Origin of the sequence: Alicycliphilus denitrificans K601 (assembly GCF_000204645.1) — a bacterium.
Taxonomy (GTDB): Bacteria; Pseudomonadota; Gammaproteobacteria; order Burkholderiales; family Burkholderiaceae_C; genus Alicycliphilus; species Alicycliphilus denitrificans.
In genome coordinates this window covers 2,627,000-2,653,172 of the sequence record NC_015422.1, presented here as the reverse complement: position 1 = coordinate 2,653,172, position 26,173 = coordinate 2,627,000, and the positions used below count along the sequence as shown (strand labels likewise).

Sequence of the window (26,173 nt, the reverse complement as noted above, 5' to 3'; positions counted from 1 at the left end):
GCTACCTGGCGTACACCAGGTCGCGCAGGAACAGCGACAGCGACGGCACGTAGGTGATGACCATCAGGCACGCCAGGATCACGCACACGAAGGGCAGCAGGTGGCCGACGATGCGGTCCAGCGAGATGCGCGCCACCGTGCAGGCCGCGAACAGGTTCACGCCGAAGGGCGGCGTGATCATGCCCAGCGCCAAGTTCACCACCATGATCAGGCCGAAGTGCACCGGGTCGATGCCGAAATGCGTCGCCACGGGCGCCAGGATGGGGCCGAGCACGATGATGGCGGCGCTGGTCTCGATGAACATGCCGATCACGAACAGTGCCGCGTTCACGCCCAGCAGGAAGTACGCCGGGGACTTGAGCACCTCCTGCAGCCAGTGCCCGATCGCGTCGGGCACGCCCGCGCGCGTGATGAGGAAGGCGAACAGCCCTGCGTTGGCGATGATGAACATGATCACCGCCGACGATAGCGCCGACTTGCGCAGCACGGCGTACAGGTCCTTGAGGCCGATCTCGCGGTAGATCAGCATGCCCACGACGAGCGCGTAGAACACGGCCACGGCCGAGGCCTCGGTGGGCGTGAAGATGCCGCCGTAGATGCCGCCCAGGATGATCACCGGCATGAGCAGCGCCCAGCCCGCCTTCAGCAGCGCGCGGCCGAAAGGCATGCGGCCGTCGCCGTCGTGCTTGCCCCAGCCCTTGTACTTGCAATAGGCCCACACGAAGAGCATCAGCGCGCCGCTGATCAGGATGCCCGGGCCGAAGCCGGCGATGAACAGCTCGCCGATCGACACCTCGGCGGAGACGCCGTAGAGGATCATGGGGATGGACGGCGGGATGATCACGCCCAGCTCGGCGCTCGTGGCCTGCAGCGCGGCGGCGTAGCTCGTGGGGTAGCCGTGCTTGATCAGCGCCGGGATCAGGATAGAGCCGATGGCGAACGTGGTGGCCACCGACGAGCCCGACACGGCGGCGAAGATCATGCAGGTGAGCACGCAGGTCATGGGCAGGCCGCCCTGCACGCCGCCCACGATGCTCTTGGCGAAGTCGACCAGGCGGCGCGATATGCCGCCCGTCTCCATCAGGTTGCCCGCCAGGATGAAGAAGGGGATGGCGGCCAGCGGAAACTTGTTGATGGCGCCGAACATCTCCTTCACGGAGATCAGCATGTTGGCGTTGGACGCCTGTATGCCCAGCACCGAGGCCAGCCCGATGGACACGGCCACGGAAATGGTGAGTGCGAAGCACAGCACCATGGTGGAGATCATCACGGCGGTCATTGTGCGGTCTCCAGTTCATGGCGCTGCGGGTCGATCAGGTTGCCCACGATGCCCAGCACGCTGAACAGCCCGCCCACGGGCATGGCCAGGTAGGCCCAGAACATGGACACCGACTCCAGTCCCGCCATGCTCTGCACGCCGCCGCGGCGCGCATAGTCCCAGCCCCACCAGACGATGATCGCGATGAGCGCCAGGGCCGCCAGGCACACCACCCAGTCGAGCACGCGGCGCAGCCGCGGCGGGCTCCAGCGGTAGAGCACGTCCACGCTGACCATGGCGCCCTGGCGGAACGCCATGGGAATGGCCAGGAACACCATCCAGATCAGGCTGAAGCGGATCAGCACCTCGGTCCACTCGGCCGGCTCCTCGAAGACGAAGCGCATCAGGATCTGGAACATGCCGAGCGTCGCGGCCAGGGCCAGCATGGCGCAGGCGCCGCCCATGGCGATGGCGCTGCTCCAGCGCTCGCAGGTAAGGAAAAGGGATTTCATGCGTCAGGCAAAAAAGGATCAAAAAAGCCCGCAGCGCATGATCTGCGGGCACTAGCAGCTATCAAGACGAGAGCATTACTTGTAGTTGCGGATCCTGTCCAGATTGGCCTTGCCGAACTCCTTCTCGAACTGCGCATTCACCGGGGTGAGCGCGGCGACGAACTTGGACTTGTCCACGTTGTCGATCACCGTCATGCCCTTGGCGCGCAGGTCGGCCACGCCCTTGGCGTCGTCCTCGTCGACGCGGGCGCGGTTGACTTTGGCGCCCTCCTTGGCGGCGTCGAGAAAAGCCTGCTTGTCGGCCGACGAGAGCTTGTCGAACGCGGCCTTGTTCATCAGGAAAATGCAGGGCGAGTACACGTGACCGGTGAGCGAGAGATGCTTCTGCACCTGGTCGAACTTGGCCGAGATGATGACAGGCAGCGGGTTCTCCTGCCCGTCCACCGTGCCCTGCTGCAGCGCGGTGAACACCTCGGGGAAGGCCATGGGCGTGGTGATGATGCCGAAGGCCTTGTAGGCGGCGATGTGCACCGGGTTCTCCATGGTGCGCATCTTCAGGCCCTTGAGGTCGTCGGGCGAGCGCACGTCGCGCTTGCTGTTGGTCATGTGGCGAAAGCCGTTCTCGGCCCAGGCCAGGGCCTTGAAGCCCTTGGCGTCGAACTTGCCGAGCAGCTCCTGGCCGATCGGGCCGTCGAGCACGGCGCGCGCATGCGCCTTGTCGCGGAACAGGAAGGGCACGTCGAGGATCTTGGCCTCGGGCACGAAGTTGGGCACGGGGCCGGTGGAGCTGAACGCCAGCTCCTGCGTGCCGAGCTGCACGGCCTCGATGGACTCGCGCTCGCCGCCCAGTGCGCCGTTGTAGAAGGTCTGGATCTTGTAGCGCCCGCCCGTGCGCTTCTCGACCTCCTTGGCGAAGGTGTCGATCGCCACGCCCTGGTGCGAGTTCTGCGCCACCGAGATGCTGATGCGCATCGTCGTCTGTGCAAACGCCGTTGCGGTGATGCCCAGTGCCAAGCCCAGGCCCAGCGCAAGTTTGGTCAGTTGCATGTCGTCTCCTGTAGTGTCTGCGGTTATGCCACTGGAAAATTATGGCAACGCAGCATAACCCGGGGCATCGGGGTTTTCGGGGAGAGCAGGGGATTCGTTCTTGCCAAGCCCCCGCCCGGCGGTAACCAGGCGGGGCCTCGTCAGTTTCATGCGCTCCGGTAAGAGCGCCTTGATGGGATGAAGTATGCGCGCCATGCGCCGGATGGATTTGCTGAATTTCTCTTTATTTCGGTAGTTTGCAGAAAATTATTCTGTACATTTTTGATTTATTGAATAATTGGCCGAATGGATCGCCTCGACAGAAAAATTCTCTCCGTGCTGCAGGCCAATGCGCGCGCCAGCCTGCAGGAAATCGGTGCCGCCGTGGGCCTGAGCCCATCGCCGTGCTGGGGCCGCATCAAGAAAATGGAAGAGGCCGGCGTGATCGAGGGCTACACCGTGCGCCTCAATCCCCAGGCGCTCGACCTTGCCGACACGGTGCTCGTGCAGGTGACGCTGGACAGCCACTCCGACAACACGCTGGAGAAGTTCGGCGAGGTGCTGGCCAGCATCCCCGAGGTGGTGGAGGCGCACCTCGTCTCGGGCGATTACGACTACCTGCTGCGCGTGGTGGTCAGAGACACGCGCGACTACGAGCGCCTGCTGCGCGAGAAGCTCTACAAGATCAAGGGCATACGCCACAGCCGCTCCAGCTTCGTGCTGCGCACGCTCAAGAAGGCCGACCTGCCGCTGCTCGTGGATAGGTAGGCCCTGCGGCAAGGTACCGAAGCCCGCTGAAAACCGCCCTGCGACATCTGTCGCCGCGTGGACATGCCGATGCGACGACTGTCGCATCCGGTTGCTGCACCTGTCGCATGCGCCGCGGCGCGGCAACCCCGGCCTGCGGGCCGCGCGGAAGGCCGCGCCTCTGGAATCCGGGCTTGCATGCCGGTATTTCCTGGGATTTACCCGTATTCGTTGGAGTTCGAGCGCCGGCTGGCACACCGCTTGCGCTGAGACAGGCGTGAGCGCGGTCGCGTTCATCCATGGCCTGGCCGGCGCATCCGGCGGGCAGGTACCCAACGACAGACGGAGACATCACCATGAATCCAAGCACCGAGCGCAAGCTGTGGATGTACGAGAAGATGATCGAGATCCGGGAATACGAAGAGACCATGGCCCGGGTCTACATGGAAGGCAAGCTGCCGCCGCATATCCAGAAAGGCCTGGCCTTCGACATCGGCTCCGGCCCCGTGCCGGGCGAGATGCACCTGGCGGCCGGGCAGGAGCCCGTGGCAGTCGGCGTGTGCGCCCATCTGCACGACGACGACACCGTGGTCGGCTCGCACCGCCCGCACCACTTCGCCATCGCCAAGGGCGTGCCGCTCAATTCCATGACGGCCGAGATGTTCGGCAAGGACACGGGCCTGGGCCGCGGCAAGGGCGGGCACATGCATTTGTTCGACCCGGCGCACAAGTTCAGCTGCAGCGGCATCATCGGCGCCAGCATGCCGCCGGCCTGCGGCGCCGCGCTGGCTGCCAAGAAGCGCGGCAAGGACTGGGTGGCCGTGGCCTTCTTCGGCGAGGGGGCGACCAACCAGGGCGCTTTCCACGAGTCGATGAACCTCGCGGCGCTGTGGAAGCTGCCCGTGCTCTTCGTCTGCGAGGACAACAAGTACGCGATCTCGGTGGAGAAGAGCGAGTCCACCTCGGTGGCCTGGAACGCCGACCGCGCCGCCGCCTACGGCATGCCCGGCGTGCTGGTGGACCAGAACGATGCGCTCGCGGTCTACGAGGCTGCCGGCGTGGCCGTCGAGCGCGCGCGGCGCGGCGAGGGGCCGACGCTGATCGAGGTCAAGACCGACCGCTACCTGGGCCACTTCCAGGGCGACCCGGAGACCTACCGCCCCAAGGGCGAGGCGGCCGAGCTGCGCAAGAACGACCCGATACCGCGCCTCGCCGAGCACCTGCGCCGCTCCGGCCTGCTCGACGACGCGGCAGATCAGGCGCTGCGCCAGCGCGTCAGCGCCCGCATCGCCGAGGCCTATGAGTACGGCCGCAGCAGCCCGTACCCCAAGCCCGAGGACGCGCTGCTGCACGTCTTCTGCTAACGCCCCCAGAACTTCGGAGACCAGCATGACAACCCGCAAATTGACCATGGCCCAGGCCGTGTCGGAAGCCATCGGCCAGGAAATCGAACGCAATCCCGATGTATTCGTGATGGGCGAGGACATCGGCAAGTACGGCGGCATCTTCGGCGCCACCGGCGGCCTGCTGGCCAGGCACGGCAAGGACCGCATCATGGACACGCCGATCTCGGAGACTGCCTTCATCGGCACGGCCATAGGCGCGGCGGCCGAGGGCATGCGGCCCATCGCGGAGCTGATGTTCGTGGACTTCTTCGGCGTGTGCATGGACATGATCTACAACCACATGGCCAAGAACATCTACATGGCCGGCGGCAACATCAAGCTGCCCATGGTGCTGATGTCGGCCATCGGCGGCGGCTACAACGACGCGGCCCAGCACTCGCAGTGCCTGTACGCGACCTTCGCCCACATGCCGGGCATGAAGGTGGTGGTGCCGTCCAACGCCTACGACGCCAAGGGCCTGATGACCCAGGCCATCCGCGACGACAACCCCGTGGTCTTCCTCTATCACAAGGGCATCATGGGCCTGCCGTGGATGTCGTACTTCGAGGGCAGCACCAACGAGGTGCCCGAGGAGCAGTACGCCATCCCCTTCGGCCAGGCCAAGGTGGTGCGCGAGGGCGGCGACGTGACCATCGTCACGCTGAGCCAGATGGTGCAGAAGTCGCTGCTCGCGGCCGAACAACTGGCCCAGGCCGGCATCCAGGCCGAGGTGATCGACCTGCGCACCATCGTGCCGCTGGACCGCGAGGCGGTGCTCAAGTCCGTGCGCAAGACCGGCCGCCTGCTGGTGGCCGACGAGGATTACCTGAGCTTCGGCCTGTCGGGCGAAATTGCCGCGCTGGTGGCCGAGAACCTCGACAGCGTGCGCCTCAAGGCCCCGGTCAGGCGCCTGGCCGTGCCCGACGTGCCCATTCCCTACAGCCGCCCGCTGGAGCAGTTCGTCATTCCCCAGGTCGATGCCATCGCCGCCGCCGCGCGGCAGCTGGTGGCCGCGCCGCAGCTCGAAGGAGCCCTCGCATGAGCACCGACATCATCCTTTCGCAAGACGCCTGGCAGGACGTGGAGCCCGGCACCGAGGCCCTGGTCGAGGACTGGCTGGTGAAGGTGGGCGACAGCGTCAAGGCCGGGCAGCCGGTGGCCAGCGTGGTGGTGGTCAAGTCCAGCCACGAGGTGCTGGCGCCCGCCGACGGCGTGATCGAGGCCATCCTGGTGCCGGCCGAAGGCACCTTCAAGCCCGGCCAGAGCCTGGGCACGCTGGCATGAGCGCCGCCGTGGCAGAGGCGGGCGCCGGCAGCGCCAGCATTGCCCTCAAGGGCCTGCGCGGCGCCATCGCGCGCAACATGGCCCTGGGCTGGCAGGCGCCGCGCGTGGCCATGGGCGCCGAGGCCGATGTCTCGGCCTGCCGGGCCTGGCTACGTGCGCAGTCCGTGGGGGAGGGCGATGCGAAGCCCACCATCACTGCCTGCGTGCTGCGCGCCACGGCGCTGGCGCTGGCAGCGCACCCGCGCATGAACGCGCTGCTCAAGGACAACGTGGTCGAGTGCCAGGGCGCCGTGCACCTGGGCCTGGCCGTGGCGCTGGACGAGGGGCTGATGGTGCCGGTGATCCGCGATGCCGAAACCAAGCCGGTGGCGCAGCTGGCACAGGAAACGCGCGCGCTGGCGGCCGGCACCCGCGCCGGCCAGCTGCCGCCCAAGGCCTACCAGGGCGCGACCTTCACGGTCACCAACCTGGGCATGACGGGCATCGACTGGTTCACGCCGGTGCTGAACCCGCCGCAGGTGGGGATCCTGGGCGTGAGCAGCGTGCGTGAATGTGCCGTGGTGCGGGACGGCCAGGTGCGTGTGGCCGCGATGACGACGCTGACCCTGGTGTTCGACCACCGGGCCATCGACGGCTATCCGGCCGCGCAGTTCCTGCAGGCCGTCAAGGCCCACCTCGAAGCCCCCGATTCGCTGTCGGGCAGGCCATGACTGCGGCGCTTCCATCGTTGACGCCGCCCGAGGCCGTGCGCGAACAGCTGTGGAACGAGCAGCAGCTTGCGCAGCCGGTGGCTGTGCCCGGTTTCCGGCTCTGGCGCTACGAGGCGCCGGCCATCGTGCTCGGCTGCTCGCAGCGCCGGCTACTGGCGCAGGCCGATGGCGAGGTGCCGGTGCTGCTGCGCCAGTCCGGCGGCGGCGCGGTGCTGGCCGGGCCGTGGATGCTGGGCCTGTCGGTGGCGCTGCCGGCCGGCCATCCGCTGGCCCGCCAGGGCCTGGTGGCCAGCTACCGCTGGCTGGGCGAGGCCATTGCCCGGGTGCTGCAGCAGGGCGGCGTGGACGCGCAGGCCTTGGCCCCGGAGGCGCTGCGGGCCCTGCCGGCGGCGCAGCGCACGGCGGTGGACTGGGCCTGCTTTGGCGGCCTGTCGCCCTGGGAGGTGCTGGCCCAGGGCCGCAAGATCGCTGGCCTGGCCCAGGTGCGCCGCGCCAGCGGCGTGCTCTTGGTTGGCGGCGTGCTGCTGCAGCCGTCGCCGTGGCAGCTGATGTGCGATGCCCTGGGTCGCGGTGGGGCCGATGCCCGGACCCTGGCCGCCACCACCGTCAGCGCTGCCGAACTGGCTGCGCACTTCGATGGCCAGGCATGCGCGCAGCGGTTGGGGCTTGCGCTGCAGGCCGCGCTGGAACAGGAGGCCTGCCCCATGTGAGCCGCTGAACGCCCCGACTGAGATTTCACAACCCATAAAGCGACGGAGACACGACGATGAAAAACCTGAACGACAACCTTGCCCCCGGCACCATGCGGATGCTGGACAGACGGTCCACGCTGCAGCGCCGCAGCTTTCTGCGCGGCGGCGGCCTCGGGGCCATCGGCATCGCGGTCATTCCCGCGGCCGGCATCGCGGCCGCCAAGGATGTGGCGGCCCAGCAGAGCTTTCGCCACCTGGGCGCAGCCACCGGCAAGACCCTGCTGCGCATGGCGCGCGACCTCTATCCGCACGACAAGCTGGCCGAGAGCTTCTACGTCGAGGCCGTGGCGCCGTACGACGCCGCGGCCGCGAAGGACAAGGGCGTGAAGACGCTGCTGACCGAGGGCGTCAAGGACCTGGACCAGCGCGCCAGGCAGCGCTACGGCGTGCCCTATGCCGAGGTGAAGACCGAGGACGAGCGCGTGGCGCTTCTGAAGGACATCGAGGCCACGCCGTTCTTCAGGAAGGTGCAGGGCGGCCTGGTCACCGGCCTCTACAACAACAAGAAGCTGTGGCCGCTGTTCGGCTACGAGGGCTCGTCGTGGCAGAAGGGCGGCTATGTGAACCGCGGTTTCGACGACATCGACTGGCTGTGAAGGCTCAGGCAGCAGCGAAGGAGACATCCATCATGGCAGACCAAACCCAATTCTCCCTCCATGACGACAGCGTCGTCGTGATCGTCGGCTCGGGCGCCGGCGGCGGCACGCTGGCCAACGAACTGGCGCAGCGCGGCGTCAAGTGCGTGGTGCTGGAGGCCGGCAAGCACTACACGCCCGATGACTTCGAGAACGACGAGTGGGCGATGTTCAACAAGATCTCGTGGCTGGACAAGCGCATCTCGGCCGGCGGCTGGCACCACACCCAGACCTATCCGAACCTGCCGGCCTGGATCGTCAAGGGCGTGGGCGGCTCCACGGTGCACTGGTCCGGCGTGGCCCTGCGCTTCCAGGAGCACGACTTCCGCACCAGGACGACCTACGGCGCCATCGAAGGCGCCAATGTGCTCGACTGGCCGATCACGCTGGCCGAGCTGGAGCCGTACTACGACCTGGCCGAGAAGAAGATGGGCGTGGCGGGCTCCAAGGCCAGCGGCCTGCCGCCCATGCCGCCCAACAACCATTACAAGGTGATCGAGGCCGGCGCGCGGAAGGTGGGCTACAGAAATATCGTGCGGCCCGCCGCGTCCAACAGCAAGGTCTACGACGGGCGGCCCGCCTGCCAGCAGATCGGCTTTTGCATGCAGGGCTGCAAGATCGGCGCCAAGTGGTCCACGCTCTACACCGAGGTGCCGCGCGCCCAGGCCACCGGCCATGTCGAGCTGCGGCCCGAGTCCATGGTGCTGCAGATCCAGCACGACAAGGACGGCCGCGCCAACGGCGTGCTCTATGTGGACGGCAAGGGCCGCAGGCAGCTGCAGAAGGCGCGCGTGGTCTGCGTGGCGGGCAACTCCATCGAGTCGCCGCGGCTGCTGCTGAACTCGGCCTCGGGCCTGTTCCCGAACGGCCTGGCCAACTCCTCGGGCCAGGTGGGCAGGAACTACATGAACCACGCCACGGCGGCGGCAGTGTCCATCCACAAGGGGCCTGTCTACATGTACCGGGGCTTCGACATCGCGGCCGTGGTGGCCGACGAGGTGCCGCTCGATACCAGGCGCGGCTTCGTCGGCGGCTACTACCTCGAGGGCTTGGCCCTGCACCTGCCGTATACGGCGGCGTTCATGAAGCCCGGCGGCTGGGGGCGCGACTTCGCCTCGGCCCTGGAGATGTACGACCACATGAGCTGCGTCTGGGTCTGCGGCGAGGACCTGGCGCGCGAGCAGAACTCCATCACGCTGCACCCCACGGAAAAGGACCAGTACGGCCTGCCCGTGCCCATCGTGACCAAGACCTACCACGAGAACGACGACAGGATCACCGCCCACGGCCTGGTGCAGTGGCGCAAGCTGTCGGAGGCCGTGGGGGCTACGCGCGTGATCGACATGCCAGCCTATCCGGCCAGCCACAACATGGGCACCAACCGCATGAGCGCCAAGGCCGGCGACGGCGTGGTCAACAAGTGGGGCCAGGCGCACGACGTGAAGAACCTGTTCATCTCGGACGGCAGCCAGTTCACCTCCAGCGCCGCGGCCAATCCCACGCTGACCATCGTGGCGCTGGCGATCCGGCAGGCGGAGCACATCGCAGGGGCCATGCAGCGGCGCGAGCTGTGAAGGAGGACAGGGCGTGAAGCTGTCCTGCCGCGACTACCCCGGCGGCGGAGACGCCGGGGCGCCGCTGGTGCTGCTGCACGGCCTGTTCGGCAGCGCCGCGCAGTGGCACCACATCGCGGCGCCGCTGTCGGCACGCGCACGCGTGCTGGCGGTGGACCTGCGCAACCACGGCCTGTCGCCGCATGCCGATGCCATGGACTACTCCGAAATGGCGGAGGACCTGCGCGAGCTGCTCGACGCCCAGGGCATCGCGCGCGCCCGCATCGCCGGCCACAGCATGGGCGGCAAGGTGGCCATGGCATTCGCGCTGCTGCACCCGCGGCGCACCGAGGCGCTGGCCGTGCTCGACATGGCGCCGGCAACCTACCACGACCATTTCTCGGCGCTGGTCTGCGCCGCGCTGCGGCTGGACCTGGCCGCAGCCCGTTCGCGGGAGGACGCCGGCCGGCAGCTCGAACGCTTCGTGCCTTCGGCCCGGCTGCGGGCCATGCTGCTGCAGAACCTGGCCTGGCGGGACGGGCATCTGGCCTGGCGCATTCACTGGCTGGGCATAGGCGGCTCCATGCCGCAGCTGCTGGGCTTTGCGCCCGGGGTGCTGCGGTCGTCGAGTGCCGTGGAGGCCTTGTTCGTGCGCGGCGGGACTTCGAACTATGTGCTGCCGCGGCATGAAAACACGATACGAAGGCTGTTTCCGCGCTCGCGCATCGTGGAGCTGGCGCAAGCCGGCCACTGGCTGCATGCGGACCAGCCCGCCGCGCTGGTGCAGCTGCTGGCCGAGTGGATGGAGGGGCCGGCAACGGGCGTGCCGCCTGCCTGCCTTGTCTCTTCAATCCCCGGACCGGCACAGGCAGCCTCCGGGTCGATGTTTGAACCCCGTGCGGGCGCCTGAGGTCTATCATGTGCGGGCGTGAAACGGGTGCCGTGGCCAGCCTGCGGCAGCCGTCTCACCCCATGCAGGTCCGACCTCGGCCGATGAGCGCGAGGCGAATGGAGACAGACGATGCCATGGAACACCTCGAAGCCTTCTGACAGCGTCCCGGCCGACGTCGCGCTGATCGAACGCTCGCTGCTGCGCTCTTTCGAGCTGCACCGGCTGGATCCGGGGCGCGGCGAACCTCCGCGCGTGCTGACCACCACCGCGCTCAAGGACCATCGCGAACCCATGGAGCGCTTCATGCGCATCGCCCGCGGCGGCATGGAGGCGCTGTTCGGCCAGGTCCGCGACGCGGGCTATGTGGTGTTGCTGGCCGACACGCATGGCGTGGCGGTGGATTTCATCGGCAATCCGCTGTTCGACCAGGACTGGCGGCGCGCCGGGCTGTGGCTGGGCAGCTGCTGGACCGAGGAGAAGGAGGGCACCTGCGCAGTGGCGCTGGCGAACCTGGAACAGCGGGCCATCACCGTGCACCATGCGGAGCATTTCCGCGCGCCCAACAAGACGCTGACCTGCAGCGCCGTGCCCATCTTCGCGCCCGACGGGCGGCCGCTGGCGGTGCTCGATGCCTCGGCGATGGAGTCGCCCGACGACCGGCGCAGCCAGCACCTGGTGCTGCAGATGGTGCAGTCCGCGGCCCGCATGGCCGAGGATGCGAACTTCCTGCACGAGTTCGAGCACCACCATGTGCTCAAGCTCGCGCGGCGGCGCGATTTTCTCGAAGTCTCGGCCGACGGCATGGTCGTGCTCGACGAAACGGGGCGGATTGTGGCGATCAGCCAGTCGCTGCGCGAGCAGGGCGCGCTGGTCGCGGCCCTGGGCCGCAGCGTCGAAGAGGTGTTCGACTACCGTTTCGAGCAGGTGGCCGACGCGGCGCGGCAGGGCGGCTATCCGCTGGCGATGCGCCACCTGCCGACCGGAACGCAGTGCTTTGCGCTCGTGCGGCCACCGCGCCGGCGGCCGTCCGCGGCACCGGCGCAGGCATCGTCCGCCATGGCGGGCGCGGATGCTCTGCAGGCCATTGCCGGCCACGACCCGCAGATGCAGACCAATGTGCGGCAGGCGCTGCGCGTGCTCGACAAGGGGCTGGCGATCCTGCTGCATGGCGAATCCGGCTCGGGCAAGGAGGCTTTTGCCAAGGCCATGCACGAGGCCAGCGCGCGCAGGGCCCGGCCCTTCGTGGCGGTCAACTGCGCGGCGATTCCCGAGACCCTGATCGAGAGCGAATTGTTCGGCTACCGCGAGGGCGCGTTCACCGGTGCCCGGACCAAGGGCGCGCGCGGCAAGATCGCGCAGGCCCATGGCGGCACGCTCTTCCTCGACGAGATCGGCGACATGCCGCAGGCCATGCAGACGAGGCTGCTGCGCGTGCTGGCCGAGCGCGAGGTGACGCCGCTGGGCGCGGAGCAGCCCGTCGCCGTCGACGTGCAGCTGATCTGCGCCACGCACCGCGACCTGCGCGGGATGGTGGCCCAGGGGCAGTTCCGGCTGGACTTGTACTACCGCCTCAACAGTGTGACGCTGGAGCTGCCGGCGCTGCGCGATCGCGCCGACAAGGGGCTGCTCATCGAGCGCCTGCTGCGCGAGGACGGCCAGCAGCTCTACGGCCGCGCCGTGGCCATCACCGAGGCCGCGCGCCAGCTGCTGCTGCGCCACGACTGGCCGGGCAATATCCGGCAGCTGAAGAACGTGCTGCGCACGGCGATGGCGCTGAGCGGCGGCGAGGCCGTGGGCCCGGAGCATCTGCCGGCCGAAATCCGGGGCGGCCAGCCGGCCATGCTGCCGCCCGAGCGGATGCTGTCGCTGGGCGGGGTGGATGCGGAGACCGCCGTCCCGGGGGCGCCGGGCGGGCGCGACGCGCTGCTGCAGGCGCTGAAGGCCCACCAGTGGAACGTGACCGAGACGGCGCGCAGCCTGGGGCTATGCCGCGCCACGGTGTACCGGCACATGCAGAGGTGGGAGATCGTCAGCCCCAACCGGCTGGGGCATTGAGGCGCGGCGTCTGTTGGAAGCTGTCAATTTCGATAGCTGCTCGCGCTTGGTTTATCTTGCTTTCCAGAGTGAAAACGCTTGAAATCAAGGACTGGCGCGCGCCAGCTGCTATCAAAAAAGAAAGTCCGCCAGTGGCAGACTTCCTGCGGGGTGAAAACGGCGGGCTGCCTGGCCTCAGCCCAGCAGCAGCGCGTCGTCCGCCAGCTTCTCGCCGCGCACCTTCTCGAACATCTTCAGCAGGTCGGGCACGTCCAGGCGCGCGCGTTCCTCGCCGGACACGTCCAGCACCACCTGGCCCTGGTGCAGCATCACCGTGCGCTCGCCCACGTCGAGCGCCTGGCGCATGCTGTGCGTGACCATCATGGTGGTGAGCTTGTTCTCCTGCACGATGCGCGCCGTGAGTTGCAGCACGAAGTCGGCCGTGCGCGGGTCGAGCGCCGCGGTGTGCTCGTCCAGCAGCAGGATGCGCGATGGCTGCAGCGCCGCCATGAGCAGGCTCACGGCCTGGCGCTGGCCGCCCGAGAGCAGGCCGATGCGGTCGGTGAGGCGGTTCTCCAGTCCCAGGCCCAGCGTGGACAGGCGCTCGCGGTACATGGCGCGCTCGGCCTGCTTGACGGCGCCGCGCAGGCCGCGGCGCGTGCCACGCTGCTGGGCCAGGGCCATGTTCTCCTCGATGGTCAGGTCCTCGCAGGTGCCCGCCATGGGGTCCTGGAACACGCGCGAGACGCGCTCGGCGCGCTCCCACACGGGGCTGCGCGTCACGTCCAGGCCGTCGATGGCGATGCGGCCGGTGTCCACGCCGATGTCGCCCGAGATCGCGTTGAGGAAGGTGGACTTGCCCGCGCCGTTGGAGCCGATGACGGTGACGAACTGCCCTGCCGGGATCTCCAGCGACATGCCGCGCAGCGCGCGCGTCTCTATGGGCGTGCCCGGGTTGAAGGTAATGAAAAGGTCTTGTGCGCTCAGCATGGCGTTCTCTCCTTAGGCCTTGCGGCTGCCGAGCTTGCGCTTGAGCTGCGGAATCACCAGCGCCACGGTGACCAGCACGGCGGTGACCAGGTTCAGGTCCTGCGCCTTGAGGCCGATGAAGTCGCTGTTGAGCGCCGCAGCGATGAAGAAGCGGTAGACGATGGCGCCCACGACGACGGCCAGCGTCGCGTAGACGATGCGCCGCGACGGCAGGATGGACTCGCCCACGATCACCGCGGCCAGGCCGATGACGATGGTGCCTATGCCCATGGAAATGTCGGAGCCGCCCTGCGTCTGCGCGAACAGCGCGCCCGCCAGGCCCACCAGCGCGTTGGAGATGGCCATGCCCAGCAGCACCATGGCCCCGGTGTTGATGCCCTGGGCGCGCGCCATGCGGGCGTTGGAGCCGGTGGCGCGGATCGCCAGGCCACGCTCCGTGGCGAAGAACCAGTCGAGCGCCACCTTGGCGAGCACCACGATCACGAACAGGACCATGGGGCGCGCCACGTAGTCGGGGATGCTTTCGGGTTGCAGCAGAGTGAAGAGGGTGGTGTCGTTGATCAGCGGCACGTTGGGCCCGCCCATGATGCGCAGGTTCACCGAGTACAGGGCGATCATCATCAGGATGCTGGCCAGCAGGTCCATGATCTTGAGCCTGACGTTGAGCCAGCCCGTGAGCAGCCCCGCCACCGCGCCGGCCGCCGTGGCCGCGAGCGTCGCGAGCCAGGGATTGGTGCCCGTGGAGATCAGGATGGCGCAGACCGCGCCGCCCAGCGGAAAGCTGCCGTCCACCGTGAGGTCAGGAAAGCGCAGCAGCCGGAAGGAGATGTAGACCCCCAGCGCCACCAGGCTGAAAATCAGGCCGATTTCAACGGCGCCGAGCAGGGAAAAGAGGGACATGGGGCGGGGCTTGGGGCTTGGGGCAAAAACAAAGCAGGAGCCCGGAGGGGCTCCTGCGCGCGAGGGCCGAACGGCCTGTCGTTACTGAACGACCTGCGCGGCCGACTTGATCAGCGCGTCGGAGAGCTTCACGCCCTGCTTCTCGGCCGCGCCGGGGTTCACGAACAGCTCCATCTTGGTGCTCAGCTCGGGCCTGATGTCGCCGGGCTTCTCGCCCTTGAGGATGCGCACCACCATGCGGCCGGTCTGCTCGCCCAGGTCGCGGTAGTTGATGCCCAGGGCGGCGATGGCGCCGCGCTTGACGCTGTCGGTGTCCGATGCCACGAGCGGGATCTTGGCGTCCTGGCCCACCTTGACCAGCGACTCGTAGGCCGAGACCACGTTGTTGTCGGTGTTGGTGTAGATCACGTCCACCTTGCCGATGAGGCTGCGCGCGGCGCTGCTCACGTCCACCGAGCGGGGGGCCGCGGCCTCGACCAGGGTCATGCCGAGCTTGGGCAGGAGCTTTTCGAGCTCCTTGACAACGACCACCGAGTTGGCCTCGCCGGGGTTGTAGACCATGCCCACGCGCTTGGCATTGGGCACCACCTGCTTGACCAGGTCCATCTGCTTGTCCAGCGCCAGCAGGTCGGACACGCCGGTCACGTTGGTCTTGCTGGGCTCCCAGTTGGGCACGAGCTTGGCGGCCACGGGGTCGGTCACGGCGGAGAACACCACGGGCACGGTCTTGGTGGCGGCCACCACGGCCTGTGCCGAGGGCGTGGCGATGGCGACGATGGCGTCGGGCTTGTCGCCCACGAACTTGCGCGCGATCTGGGCGGCCGTGCCGGTGTTGCCCTGGGCGCTCTGGTACTGCCACTTGAGGTTCTTGCCCGATTCGTAGCCCGCTTCCTTGAGCGCCGCCTGCACGCCGTCGCGCACCGAGTCGAGGGCAGGGTGCTCCACGATGGCCGTGACGGCCACGGACTTCTGCTGGGCGTGGGCCACGGGGGCGAGGGCGGCCATGGCCAGGGCGAATGCGCCCAGGGGCGCCCAAGACAAGCTCTTCATACGGTTCACTCTCCAATTGAACGTGCGGTGTTTCCTGCGCTCTTCTTCGTGGCCGGGCCGCCGCAGGAACGACGTGCGGCCCGGGGCAGCAAGTCTAGCGCCTGCGCCGCGCCGATGCGCGGGCGAAAGCGCTGGAACATGCGCATGGCGCGATGCCCGGAAATTCCATTAAAACAGCCTGAAATACTTGATGGACAAGCGCTTCAAGCTATCAAAAACATAGGGGATGGCGATCTACTTACATACCCGAATAGTTGGGCCCGCCGCCGCCCTCGGGCGTGACCCAGACGATGTTCTGCGTCGGGTCCTTGATGTCGCAGGTCTTGCAGTGCACGCAGTTCTGCGCGTTGATCTGCAGCCGCTGCTGGCCCGCATGGGCCTCGTCGGGAACGAACTCGTACACCCCGGCCGGGCAGTAGCGCGCCTCGGGCCCCGCGTATGTGGCCAGGTTCACGTTCACGGGCACCGAGGCGTCCTTGAGCGTGAGGTGCGCGGGCTGGTTCTCTTCGTGGTTGGTGTTGCTGATGAAGACGCTGGAGAGCCGGTCGAAGGTGAGCTTGCCGTCGGGCTTGGGGTAGACGATGGGCTTGCACTCGGCCGCGGGCTTGAGGTACGCGTGGTCGGGCTTTTCGCGGTGCAGCGTCCAGGGGATGTGTCCGCGCAGCACGAATTGTTCGAAGCCGTTCATCAGCGTGGCGGTGGCCAGGCCGTACTTGAACCAGTTCTTGAAGTTGCGGTCTTTGTTGAGTTCGGTGTAGAGCCAGCTTGCCTCGAAGGCCTTGGGGTAGGCCGTGAGTTCGTCGTGCTGGCGGCCCGCTTGGATGGCCTCGTAGGCGGCCTCGGCCGCGAGCATGCCGGTCTTGATGGCCGAGTGGCTGCCCTTGATGCGGCTGACGTTCAGGTAGCCCGCGTCGCAGCCCACGAGCGCGCCGCCGGGGAAGATGGTCTTGGGCAGGGAGTTGATGCCGCTGGCGTTGATGGCGCGCGCGCCGTATGAGAGGCGCTTGGCGGTGATTTCGCCTTTGTCGTTCTCGAAGTACCAGCGCACGTTGGGGTGGGTCTTCCAGCGCTGGAATTCCTCGAAGGGGCTCAGGTACGGGTTGGTGTAGCCCAGGCCGGTGACGAAGCCCAGGGCCACCTTGTTGTCTTCCAGGTGGTACAGGAAGGCGCCGCCGTAGGTCTTGCTGTCCATGGGCCAGCCGGCGGTGTGCATGACGAAGCCGGGCTGGTGTTTCTTGGGGTCGATTTCCCACAGTTCCTTGACGCCGATGCCGAAGCTTTGCGGGTCGCGGTTGTCGTCGAGCTTGTAGCGGGCGATGAGCTGCTTGCCCAGGTGGCCGCGCGCGCCTTCGGCGAAGATGGTGTACTTGCCCAGCAGTTCCATGCCGAGCTGGAAGTTCTCGGTGGGTTCGCCGTCCTTGCCCAGCCCCATGTTGCCGGTGGCCACGCCCCGTACCGCAGGTACGCCCCCATTCTCGGAGCCGTCCGTGTAGAGCACTTCGGCGGCGGGGAAGCCGGGGAAGATTTCCACGCCCAGGCTTTCGGCCTGTTCGGCCAGCCATTTGGTCACGTCGCCCAGGCGCACGATGTAGTTGCCGTGGTTGTGCGCGAACGGCGGCAGGAAGGCGTTGGGCACGCGTAAGGCCGAGGTTTCGGACAGGAAGATGTAGGCGTCGTCGGTGACGGGCTGGTTCAGGGGCGCGCCGCGTTCCTTCCAGTCGGGGATGAGTTCGGTGAGCGCGCGCGGGTCCATGATGGCGCCCGAGAGGATGTGCGCGCCGGGCTCGGAGCCTTTTTCCAGCACGACGACGGAGACGTCCGTGCCGCGCTCGGCCGCCAGTTGTTTCAGGCGGATGGCCGTGGACAGGCCCGCCGGGCCTCCGCCGACGATCACCACGTCGTATTCCATGGCTTCGCGCGGGCCGTATGCGCTGAGGATTTCTTCGTTCGTCATCGTGCGGTCTCTTCGTATTGGATCGTTGGAAAATGGCCGAGCGGCGCAGCCATGGGCTGGGCTCTACTGGCGGCGATTGTATTCACGCCGGCGCAGTGCAATCGCACGGTCGTGCGAAAGCGGATGCAGGCAGGGCGATGCGTGCCCGTTCACGCGGGCAGACGGGCCGCGGCGGTGGGGACCCTGGACCTGGATTTCGCCGCGACGATGCCGCAGACGGCTTGCAGGGCCAATTGATCCGCGATCCGGAGTTTGGCCGCTGCCGACTCGCCCTCGCGCGGCCGGTACCAGACGGTCGTCCAGTTGAGCGAACCCAGGATGCTCTTCGATGCGATCGAAGGGTCGAGCGCAGCGAACACGCCTTCGGACATCCCCTGCTCGAGCACATGCTCGAACAGCTCTTCGTAGGCGTCGCGCATGGCGACCACTTCCTGCAGGGCTTCCCGCTCCAGCGGCGTGGTGCTGATGGACTGGTGGAGCTCCACGCCTTGCACCGTGACGCGCTGGTAGTAGAGGGAATCCATCATGGCCATCGCATGCCGGTGGCACATGTTGAAGAGCTTCTCGATGGTGCTCAAGGATTTGTCCTGGAGCACCGGCATCTGGACCCTGAGGTTGATCACCATGGCACGCTTGTGCACGGCGAAGAACAATTCGGACTTGCTGCGGTAGTGGTAGTAGACGCTGCCTTTGGTGGCGCCTATCTGGCTTGCGATCACATCGATGGACGCTGCGGCAAAACCGAAGATCGTGAACGCTTTGGCCGCGGCGTCGAGAAGCGCCAGCTGCATGGGCGGCATCGCTTCATAGTCGGTATTGATCCACGCTTGAATTTCCTGGGTCCTGATCACGATGGCAGATGAGCGGGTGGCCGAAAGCCGATACTTTACATACTACCTGGCACCTCCTCGGTTGTCCTGCGGTTTGATCGGCAACCGGCCCTCACGCCCGGGCGTCGTCAGGAGAAAGGTTTCCAAGCACCGGCGGCGGCCGGCGGATGCTCGCGGGCGTGTCCGAGAGCTTGATGGGGATGCCTGGCCCGACGTAGCCATCCTGGCGCACGACCATTTGCCGGAACTTCGCATGCTCCGAGCTGGCGACGGCCTTGATGTCCAGGATGGGGGCCGCGGGTACGCCGTCCGCCAGCAGCCGCTCGCCAAGCGCCTCGCCTTCGAGCCGCGCAAAAACCTCGCAGAGGCGGACTTCCAGGGCATCCCGGTTCTCGACCCGTGCCCGGTTCGTCGCGAATCGCGGGTCCCTGGGGAGGTCCGGGGCGCCGAGGTGGCCGCACAGCTTGCCGAACAGCCGGTCATTGGCCACGGCGATGAACAGAGGCACCGTGGCCGTGTTGTATACGTTGTACGGAACGATGTTCGCATGGCGGTTCCCCGTCGGCCTCGGCACCTTGCCGGAGTGCAGGAAGTTCGTGAGGAAGGGGTGCGCCACCGACACCGCGCTGTCGTACAGGCTCACGTCCGCCAACTGTCCGCGGCCGGTCCTGGTGCGCGCCTGCAGCGCCAGCAGCGCCGCCATCGCGGCGTTCATCCCCGTGGTGAGGTCCACCACCGGGACCCCCAGCCGGACAGGCTCGCCATCGGCGTCGCCGTTGAAGGACAGGAGGCCTGCCATGGCCTGCACCGCGGCGTCGTACCCCGGCAGACCGCCATAGGGGCCTTCGTCGCCGTACCCCGTGATCCGGCAGTGGACCAGGCGAGGGAAGGTCTGCGTGAACCATCTCGCATCCGGAATGCCCCAGGACTGCAGCGTGCTGAGCTTGAAGTTCTCGATCAGCACGTCTGCCGTCGCCAGCAGGTCCATCAGGCGCTGGCGCTCTTGCTCCTTCCCCAGGTCGAGCACGACGCTTTGCTTGTTGCGGTTCACCGCGTTGAAATAGGCGGAGCTGCCGTTCACGAACGGGGGGCCGAACCCGCGGCATTCATCGCCCTCGGGGCTTTCGATCTTGATGACGTCCGCCCCGTGGTCGCCCAGGATCTGGCCTGCGAACGGACCGGCAAGCACGCGGGACGCGTCCACCACCTTGATGCCCTCGAGCGCTCCGGGCCGAAGTTCTGTGCTCATCGACATGGTCCTCGATTTCAGTTGTCGCGAATGGTCCAGGACAGTTCGAGCCTGCCGGAGCCGCTGCCGTCCACGAATTGCATGCCGAGCCGCCGGTTGTGCGCCTGAAGCGCGCCTTCGAGCAATCCATTCCAGGCCTGCGACAGCAGGGGAGACCACTCGTCCAGGCCCTCCCTGAAGGCCCATCCTTCCTGGCGCACCTCGAATGCGCCGCCTGCCTCCACGACGGAGGTCCTGTCGCCATGCGCGGCGCCGAGGTCCGCCAGGAACCCTGCGAACCCGCGTGCGTCGGGGGCGTAGTTGCCTCTCAGGCCTCTCGCGGTCTCGTGATAGAACTGCATCCCCACCATGCGGCCCGCCATCCGCAGCCTGTGCGCGGCTTCGTCGGGCCCCCACAGCTGGAGAGCTGTGGGAAAAGCCGAACGCACGTATTCCATCGCGTAGTTGCGGTGCGCCTTGGCGAGCCGCGCCGCGGGCCAGGTATCGATGGGCAGCTTCGGCGCCTTGGCGGCGTCGAAATCGGGCGCGTCCTCCTGGCGGGCGAAGCGAAGCCGCTCGTGCGGCTGCAGGTCGCGGTCGTACTCGCAGTAATAGCCTTCGAGACCGGATTGCCCGTCGACCGTCTGCTTGGTGCAGACGAAGCCCAGGCGCGGATTCCCGAGCATCGTGCCGTTCTGCGCGTGCCAGCCGAGCAGCATCGCGCGGGAGACCTCAGGGGGGATGCCACACAGCGCAGTCCCGGCCCAGATCCAGCGGGGCGCGGCATACCGGATCCACGCCTTGCGCTCGGACTCGTACATGTACTCGACGGAAACCCCACCGATGTGGTTCGACAGGTAGTGGTACTGCGCCGCAGCCACGGCGGGGGGCAGGGTGTCGATGCCCAGCTTCTTGAGGCCGCACAGGAAGCGCTCGCGGCGCTGGCGGCAGAAGATTTCGTAGACCAGTTCCTCGGCCTTTGCCGGCCCCATTCTGGAAACGGTGTACAGCACGATGCCGGTGAAGTACGCGTGGTACCACTCGGCAACGGCCTTCCATGCGCCGACGGGCTCGTTCTTGATGTCTGTGTTCACGGTGTCGTCTCTCAAATCAGTGGTTCAGAGGGCGTGCCGCCGAGCGCTTCACCGCGCGCGCGATGACGAGGCGCTGGATCTCCGAGGTCCCCTCGTAGATTTCGGTGATGCGCTGGTCCCGGTAGCAGCGCTCCACGGCGCTGGGCTTGACGTAGCCACGGCCGCCGAGGATCTGCATGGCGTCGTCGCAGACCTTGTGGGCCGCTTCGCTGGCGAACAGCTTGGCCATGGCACCGAGCGTGCTGACGTCGCGCCCCTCGTCGTAGGCTTTTGCCGCCTCGTAGACCATCATCCGCGCGGCGGAAAGGCTGGTGGCCGCATCGGCGAGCATGAAGCCGACGCCCTGGTGGTCGATGATGGCCTGCCCGAATGTCTGGCGCTGCGTGGCGAATTCCGCCGCCGCGCGATAGCTGCACAGCGCGATGCCCAGGGCCTGGGCGGCAACGACGATGCGCCCAATGTTGAGCGTCGACAGGGCCAGCTTCAGGCCATGCCCTTCGCTTCCGACCATGCTCGACCGGGGCACCCACACGTCCACCTTGAAGTTGGTGGTCGTGGTGCCGCGGATGCCCATCTTGTCTTCGTAGAAGTCCACGGCTGCGCCGGGCGTGGACCGGGGGACCCAGAAGGCGCTGATGTTGTTCCTGGCGCCAGGCTCGCCCGTCAAGGCGAAGACGATGAAATGCTCCGAGTGGCCGCCGTTGCCCAGCCAGCATTTCTCGCCGCGGATCCGCCATCCGTCGCCCTCGCGAACCGCCGTGGCGGTGATGGCGGCGGCATCCGAGCCCGCTCCGCGCTCGCTCAGCGCGAAGTTCACGGCCTCGCCCCGGCGCGCGAGCCCTCCCAGCAAGGCCTGCTTCTGCTCTTCATTGCCGCCCAGGAGAACGGGGAACGCGCCAAGGGACAGCGCGGCCATGATGGCCGCCGTGGAGCCGCATCCGGCGGCAATTGTCTCCACCACGGTGGCAAGCGCGACCAGCGAAGCGCCGCCGCCGCCATAGGCCTTCGGCAGGAACATCCCGGAAATGCCGGATTCGAGCAGCGGCCGGAGATGCTCGACGGGGTAGCGCTGCTCCCGGTCAATGGCGTCGGCCAATGGCGCGAAGTTGCTTTCCGTCAACCTGGCTGCCAGCTCCTGCCATCTCCTTGCCTCGGCGTCCAGCGGCATCTCCCAAAGTGCATCCATACGAATCTCCAGTGAAAACGAGTGTGCTTAAAAAATACTACTTGGTATCCTAGCTTCGGCAGGAACCGATGGCAACTGGGGTAAGCAAGGCTTGTGTTGAAAAAAATACTTGGTAGTATTTATACCAAGTAGTATGTATGGAGGTCTGCTTGAGCAATCCATCGAACGGCGGCCCCCTCTCCGGGGTACGCGTACTCGACATCACCGCGGCCCTGTCCGGGCCCGTCGCGACACAAATCCTCGGGGACATGGGCGCGGACGTCATCAAGGTGGAGCCGCCGGAAGGCGACAGCATCCGCGGCATGGGGCCGGCCCGCCACCACGGCATGGGGGCCATGTTCCTGCACACGAACCGGAGCAAGCGCAGCGTGGTGCTGGACCTCAAGCTCGAAAGCGCCCGCGAAGCCTTCAGACGGCTCGCAAGGACGGCCGACGTGCTGATCTGCAACACGCGGCCCAAGGCAATGGCGCGCCTCGGCCTGGACTACGCGCGGCTCGCCCCGGCGAATCCCGGGCTCGTCTACGTCAACATCGTCGGCTACGGCAGCGGCGGGATGGCTGCGGACAAGCCCGCCTATGACGACTTGATCCAGGCGGCGGCCGGCATTCCATCGCTTTGCCCGAGCGGCGGGCCCGCGCGGTACGCACCCATTGCGGTCGCCGATCGGGTCACCGGCATCTGCGCGGCGAACGCGGCGTTGGGCGCGCTGTTCCACAGGGCCAGGACCGGCGAGGGGCAGCACGTGGAGGTGCCCATGATGGAAACCATCGCGGCTCTGGTGCTGGCCGACCACATGGCGGGTCTCACGTTCGAGCCGCCCATCGGCCCCCCCGTGTACCAGCGCTACGTATCCATCCGCCGCCCGCTCCCGACGCTGGACGGGCATCTGAGCATGATGGTGCTGACCGACAGGCAGTGGCGGACCTTCTTCGATGCAGTCGGCCACCCCGAGGTCATGGACGACCCGCGGTTCCAGGCGATGGCGCAACGCACCCAGAACCTGGAGGCCTTGTACGCCAGGGTCGAAAGCATTCTGAAGACCAGGACCACGGCCGAGTGGGTGGAGTGCCTGGAGGCCGCCGACATCCCGGTCGCGAGCATCGAGACCATGGAGTCGCTGATCACGAACGGGCACCTTGCGGGCTCGGGCTTCTATCAGCAGATCGACCACCCGTCGGAGGGACTGATCCGGGCCATAGCCAAGACGAGCAACTGGTCGAGAACCCAGCCGCGGCCCACCCGCCCGACGCCCCGGCTTGGCGAGCACAGCGCGGAGGTATTGGCCGAGGCTGGTTATTCCGCGCCGGAGATCGCGCAGATGTTCGCCAGCGGCGCATCGAAGGGAGAGGACTGATGAAAGCGGTTGTATGCAGGGAATACGGCGGACTGGACATCGCCCGCCTGGAGGACGTGGCGCCGCCGCCGATGCGGCCGGGATGCGTGCGGGTGCGTGTCGAAGCCGCAAGCGCGAGCTTCGCCAGTCTTTTGGTGATGGCCGGGAAGCACCAGAACAAGGCACCTCTGCCCTTGATTCCGGGGACGGAGGTGGCCGGCGTCGTCACCGAGGTCGCGGGCGACGTCTCGCGGTTCAGGCCCGGCGACCGCGTCATCGCCGGCGTGCAATCCGGCGGCTATGCGCAGGAAGTCGTCGCGCCGCAGCAGACGGTGTTCGATCTTCCCGATTCCGTCGGCTTCGAGGATGGCGCCCAGTTCCCCACCATCTATGGAACGGCATACGGTGCACTGAAATGGCGCGCGCAGCTTGCCCCGTCTGAATTCGTGCTGGTGCATGGCGCCGGCGGCGGAAGCGGGCTGGCGGCCGTTGAGGTGGCCAAGGCGCTGGGAGGGCGGGTGATTGCGACCGCAGGCTCGGATGAGAAGCTCGAAATCGCTCGCAGCCGCGGGGCGGAGCACGCCATCAACTACCGGGAGCAGGACTGGCGCGAAGCCGTGCTGGAAATCACGCGGAAGCGCGGCGCCGACGTGGTCTACGACCCGGTGGGCGGCTTGACCTTCGACACGTCGCTGCGCTGCATCGCGCCCGAGGGCCGGATCATCCCCATGGGATTCGCCGGGGGGACCATTCCGACCGTGCCGGCCAATATCGTGCTGGTCAAGAACATCACCGTCCTGGGCATCTACTGGGGCTACTACTTCGGCTGGGGCCGCCAGCCGGTGCTCCCCTCCAACGACGCGCGGATGCGCGCTGCCTATGCGGAGCTTTTCGAGTGGGTGATCCAGGGAAAGCTCAAGCCGTTTGTCCACGCAGTCCTGCCTCTTTCCGACTTCCGCACGGCCCTCGAAATGATCGCCTCTCGCGCGGTCGTCGGCCGGGTGATCTTGCGGCCGCAGGCCGGCTAGCGGCCACTGCCCTCATTTTTTCAACCCCCAAGGAGACACCCATGCTCACTCGCCGAATCGCACTTGCCGCCTCTCTCGCGGCGCTCGCGGTCCCGTCCTTCGCCCAGGACAAATACCCGTCGCGGCCTATCACGCTGATTTCGCCGTACCAGGCGGGCGGCACCACGGAGACTTTCGCCCGTCTCCTGTCGGAGGAGTTCTCGTCCATTTTGGGTCAGCCGCTGGTCATCGAGCAGAAGCCCGGCGCATCCGGAACGATCGGCGCGAAATTCGTCGCCGGCGCCAAGCCCGATGGCTATACCTTGCTCGCCAACACGTCCCAGCACGTGATGTACGACGGCATGTACCAGAAGTTGCCCTTCGACTCGATGAAGGATTTCAAGCCGGTCGGCATCCTGGGGTCCGCGCCGATCCTGGTCGTCGTCGCCGAGAACTCTCCCTATCGGAGCTTCAAGGAAGTCCTGGAGGCCGCGAAGACCAAGAACCTCACGTTTGCTTCCGGGGCGCAGGGGTCGCTTCCCCACCTGACGGGCGAGCGTGTGGCCATGCAGGCCAAGGTCAAGATGACCCACATCGCCTTCAGCGGCACGGCGCCTGCGCTCACCAACGTGCTGGGCGGGCACGTGGACCTGCTGTATTCCACCGCGGCAAGCGTGATGGCGCAGATCAAGGGAGGGCGGCTGCGCGCGTTGGCGGTGTCGACCAAGGACCGCATGCCGGAGCTGCCCGATGTACCCACCATCGCCGAGTCGGGCATGCCCGGCTTCGACGTCACCGCCTGGTACGGCGTCTGGGCTCCCAAGGGTACCAGCCCTTCCGTGGTGAAGATCCTGAACGACGCGCTGCGCGCCGCGTCCGACAAGCCGGCAGTGCGCAAGCGCATGGCGGACAACAGCGTGACGCCCAGCCACCTGACGGCCGAGCAGTTTGCCGCCTTCGCCGAGCAGGAGCGCCAGGTCTGGCTCGGCGTGATGAAGAATGCAGGCCTGCAGCCGGAGAACTGAGCCCATGAGCGGCGGCGGAGTGACAACCGAAGTCAGGGGCCATGTCGGCTGGGTGACCATCGACCGTCCCGACCGCATGAACGCGCTGGCGAAGGCGACGTTCGCGGCGCTGGTCGATGCGTCTCTCGAACTGGATGCGAATCCCGAGGTTCGGGTCGTGGTCTACACGGGTGCCGGCGAGCGCGCGTTCTCGGCAGGCGTGGACCTCAAGGAGCTCGACGCCTCGGGCCCGATGATCCACCCGATGGGCGGCGCGGGGCGCAACCCCAACGAGGTGATCCTGGAGCTGGGCAAGCCGACCATCGCGGCAATCAACGGCGTTGCCGCGGGTGGAGGCTGCGAGCTCGCGCTGGCGTGCGATATCCGGGTGGCGTCATCCACCGCGCGGCTGGGCCTGCCCGAGGCGCGCGTCGGGATGGGGGCGAACTTCGGCAGCGTCGTGCTGCCCCAGCTGATTCCCAGAGGCCTCGCGCTGGAGCTGCTCTACACGGGCGACCTCATCGACATGGCGGCTGCCAGCCGGCTGGGCCTCGTCAACCATGTGGTGGAGCCATCCGAGCTGCTGCGATTCACGGAGCACCTCGCCGCCAGGATCGCCGGCAACGCGCCTCTTTCCGTGCAGCGTATGAAGGCCGTAGCGCTCAAGAGCGCCGGCCTGCCGACGGCCGCCGCGTTGCGCCTGAACACCGGCCCAAATCCGTACACGAGCGAGGACCGCATCGAAGGCAATCGTGCTTTCGTCGAGAAGCGCAAACCGCAATTCCGCGGCCGCTGAAGACTTCCCGCG

The 26,173-nt window shown here is 67.3% G+C and carries 25 protein-coding genes; 14 read left to right on the top strand and 11 right to left on the bottom strand.

Going from position 1 to position 26,173, the window contains the following annotated elements:
* Nucleotide 1: 1 nt before the first annotated feature.
* The 3 genes from ALIDE2_RS12655 to ALIDE2_RS12645 all read right to left on the bottom strand — a co-directional run bounded on the left by ALIDE2_RS12655 (nucleotide 2) and on the right by ALIDE2_RS12645 (nucleotide 2,817).
* A complete protein-coding gene (locus ALIDE2_RS12655; protein ID WP_013519172.1) occupies nucleotides 2-1,279 on the bottom strand; it encodes a TRAP transporter large permease in 1,278 nt (425 codons plus the stop codon).
* A complete protein-coding gene (locus ALIDE2_RS12650) occupies nucleotides 1,276-1,770 on the bottom strand; it encodes a TRAP transporter small permease (protein ID WP_013519171.1) in 495 nt (164 codons plus the stop codon). The genes ALIDE2_RS12655 and ALIDE2_RS12650 overlap by 4 nt, the downstream gene beginning before the upstream one ends.
* A gap of 75 nt (nucleotides 1,771-1,845) precedes the next feature.
* Entirely contained in the window at nucleotides 1,846-2,817 is a 972-nt protein-coding gene (locus ALIDE2_RS12645; protein ID WP_013519170.1) for a TRAP transporter substrate-binding protein, read from the bottom strand.
* A 285-nt stretch (nucleotides 2,818-3,102) separates the two neighbouring features.
* Here ALIDE2_RS12645 and ALIDE2_RS12640 point away from each other — a divergent pair, with 285 nt between their 5' ends.
* The 10 genes from ALIDE2_RS12640 (at nucleotide 3,103) to ALIDE2_RS12595 (ending at nucleotide 12,809) form a co-directional block, all read left to right on the top strand.
* Nucleotides 3,103-3,564, top strand: coding sequence for an Lrp/AsnC family transcriptional regulator (locus ALIDE2_RS12640; RefSeq protein ID WP_013519169.1), 462 nt, complete (start codon nucleotides 3,103-3,105; stop codon nucleotides 3,562-3,564).
* 335 nt (nucleotides 3,565-3,899) lie between these two features.
* On the top strand, nucleotides 3,900-4,907 hold the full coding sequence (locus ALIDE2_RS12635) for a thiamine pyrophosphate-dependent dehydrogenase E1 component subunit alpha (protein ID WP_013519168.1): 1,008 nt from the start codon (nucleotides 3,900-3,902) through the stop codon (nucleotides 4,905-4,907).
* Between the two features lie 25 nt (nucleotides 4,908-4,932).
* A complete protein-coding gene (locus ALIDE2_RS12630; RefSeq protein ID WP_013519167.1) occupies nucleotides 4,933-5,970 on the top strand; it encodes an alpha-ketoacid dehydrogenase subunit beta in 1,038 nt (345 codons plus the stop codon).
* Nucleotides 5,967-6,212, top strand: a complete 246-nt coding sequence (locus tag ALIDE2_RS12625) for a biotin/lipoyl-containing protein (RefSeq protein ID WP_013519166.1) — start codon at nucleotides 5,967-5,969, stop codon at nucleotides 6,210-6,212. The genes ALIDE2_RS12630 and ALIDE2_RS12625 overlap by 4 nt, the downstream gene beginning before the upstream one ends.
* Nucleotides 6,209-6,922, top strand: coding sequence for a 2-oxo acid dehydrogenase subunit E2 (locus ALIDE2_RS12620; RefSeq protein ID WP_013519165.1), 714 nt, complete (start codon nucleotides 6,209-6,211; stop codon nucleotides 6,920-6,922). Before ALIDE2_RS12625 ends, ALIDE2_RS12620 begins: the two co-directional genes overlap by 4 nt.
* Nucleotides 6,919-7,632 (top strand): lipoate--protein ligase family protein, encoded by a 714-nt coding sequence (locus tag ALIDE2_RS12615; RefSeq protein ID WP_013519164.1) that lies wholly within the window; start codon nucleotides 6,919-6,921, stop codon nucleotides 7,630-7,632. Before ALIDE2_RS12620 ends, ALIDE2_RS12615 begins: the two co-directional genes overlap by 4 nt.
* A 56-nt stretch (nucleotides 7,633-7,688) precedes the next feature.
* Nucleotides 7,689-8,270, top strand: a complete 582-nt coding sequence (locus tag ALIDE2_RS12610; RefSeq protein WP_013722211.1) for a hypothetical protein — start codon at nucleotides 7,689-7,691, stop codon at nucleotides 8,268-8,270.
* A gap of 32 nt (nucleotides 8,271-8,302) precedes the next feature.
* On the top strand, nucleotides 8,303-9,883 hold the full coding sequence (locus ALIDE2_RS12605; protein ID WP_013519162.1) for a GMC family oxidoreductase: 1,581 nt from the start codon (nucleotides 8,303-8,305) through the stop codon (nucleotides 9,881-9,883).
* Between the two features lie 13 nt (nucleotides 9,884-9,896).
* Nucleotides 9,897-10,772, top strand: coding sequence for an alpha/beta fold hydrolase (locus tag ALIDE2_RS12600; protein ID WP_013519161.1), 876 nt, complete (start codon nucleotides 9,897-9,899; stop codon nucleotides 10,770-10,772).
* A gap of 111 nt (nucleotides 10,773-10,883) precedes the next feature.
* Complete coding sequence (locus tag ALIDE2_RS12595) at nucleotides 10,884-12,809, top strand: sigma-54-dependent Fis family transcriptional regulator (protein WP_013519160.1); 1,926 nt, start codon at nucleotides 10,884-10,886, stop codon at nucleotides 12,807-12,809.
* Between the two features lie 174 nt (nucleotides 12,810-12,983).
* Here ALIDE2_RS12595 and ALIDE2_RS12590 read toward each other — a convergent pair whose 3' ends face one another.
* The 8 genes from ALIDE2_RS12590 to ALIDE2_RS12555 form a co-directional block, all read right to left on the bottom strand.
* Nucleotides 12,984-13,778, bottom strand: coding sequence for an ABC transporter ATP-binding protein (locus ALIDE2_RS12590; RefSeq protein ID WP_013519159.1), 795 nt, complete (start codon nucleotides 13,776-13,778; stop codon nucleotides 12,984-12,986).
* A gap of 12 nt (nucleotides 13,779-13,790) precedes the next feature.
* Nucleotides 13,791-14,678 carry an ABC transporter permease gene (locus tag ALIDE2_RS12585; protein ID WP_013519158.1) on the bottom strand — a complete coding sequence of 296 codons (888 nt, stop codon included), beginning with the start codon at nucleotides 14,676-14,678 and terminating at the stop codon, nucleotides 13,791-13,793.
* An 81-nt stretch (nucleotides 14,679-14,759) separates the two neighbouring features.
* Complete coding sequence (locus ALIDE2_RS12580; protein ID WP_013519157.1) at nucleotides 14,760-15,728, bottom strand: ABC transporter substrate-binding protein; 969 nt, start codon at nucleotides 15,726-15,728, stop codon at nucleotides 14,760-14,762.
* A 238-nt stretch (nucleotides 15,729-15,966) separates the two neighbouring features.
* Nucleotides 15,967-17,682 (bottom strand): electron transfer flavoprotein-ubiquinone oxidoreductase, encoded by a 1,716-nt coding sequence (locus ALIDE2_RS12575; protein ID WP_013722210.1) that lies wholly within the window; start codon nucleotides 17,680-17,682, stop codon nucleotides 15,967-15,969.
* 149 nt (nucleotides 17,683-17,831) lie between these two features.
* Nucleotides 17,832-18,473 (bottom strand): TetR/AcrR family transcriptional regulator, encoded by a 642-nt coding sequence (locus ALIDE2_RS12570; RefSeq protein WP_013519155.1) that lies wholly within the window; start codon nucleotides 18,471-18,473, stop codon nucleotides 17,832-17,834.
* Nucleotides 18,474-18,624: 151 nt separating this feature from the next.
* Complete coding sequence (locus ALIDE2_RS12565) at nucleotides 18,625-19,761, bottom strand: CaiB/BaiF CoA transferase family protein (protein ID WP_013722209.1); 1,137 nt, start codon at nucleotides 19,759-19,761, stop codon at nucleotides 18,625-18,627.
* Nucleotides 19,762-19,778: 17 nt separating this feature from the next.
* A complete protein-coding gene (locus ALIDE2_RS12560) occupies nucleotides 19,779-20,834 on the bottom strand; it encodes a hypothetical protein (RefSeq protein WP_013519153.1) in 1,056 nt (351 codons plus the stop codon).
* Between the two features lie 16 nt (nucleotides 20,835-20,850).
* Entirely contained in the window at nucleotides 20,851-22,020 is a 1,170-nt protein-coding gene (locus ALIDE2_RS12555) for an acyl-CoA dehydrogenase family protein (protein ID WP_013519152.1), read from the bottom strand.
* Between the two features lie 137 nt (nucleotides 22,021-22,157).
* On the opposite strand from ALIDE2_RS12555, the gene ALIDE2_RS12550 reads away from it, so the two are divergent.
* The 4 genes from ALIDE2_RS12550 to ALIDE2_RS12535 are packed head-to-tail and all read left to right on the top strand — an operon-like array spanning nucleotide 22,158 to nucleotide 26,161.
* A complete protein-coding gene (locus tag ALIDE2_RS12550; protein ID WP_013519151.1) occupies nucleotides 22,158-23,375 on the top strand; it encodes a CaiB/BaiF CoA transferase family protein in 1,218 nt (405 codons plus the stop codon).
* A complete protein-coding gene (locus ALIDE2_RS12545) occupies nucleotides 23,375-24,382 on the top strand; it encodes an NADPH:quinone oxidoreductase family protein (protein WP_013519150.1) in 1,008 nt (335 codons plus the stop codon). The genes ALIDE2_RS12550 and ALIDE2_RS12545 overlap by 1 nt, the downstream gene beginning before the upstream one ends.
* Nucleotides 24,383-24,423: 41 nt before the next feature.
* Entirely contained in the window at nucleotides 24,424-25,386 is a 963-nt protein-coding gene (locus ALIDE2_RS12540; RefSeq protein WP_013519149.1) for a Bug family tripartite tricarboxylate transporter substrate binding protein, read from the top strand.
* Nucleotides 25,387-25,390: 4 nt separating this feature from the next.
* Complete coding sequence (locus ALIDE2_RS12535; protein ID WP_013519148.1) at nucleotides 25,391-26,161, top strand: enoyl-CoA hydratase/isomerase family protein; 771 nt, start codon at nucleotides 25,391-25,393, stop codon at nucleotides 26,159-26,161.
* Nucleotides 26,162-26,173 lie beyond the last annotated feature (12 nt).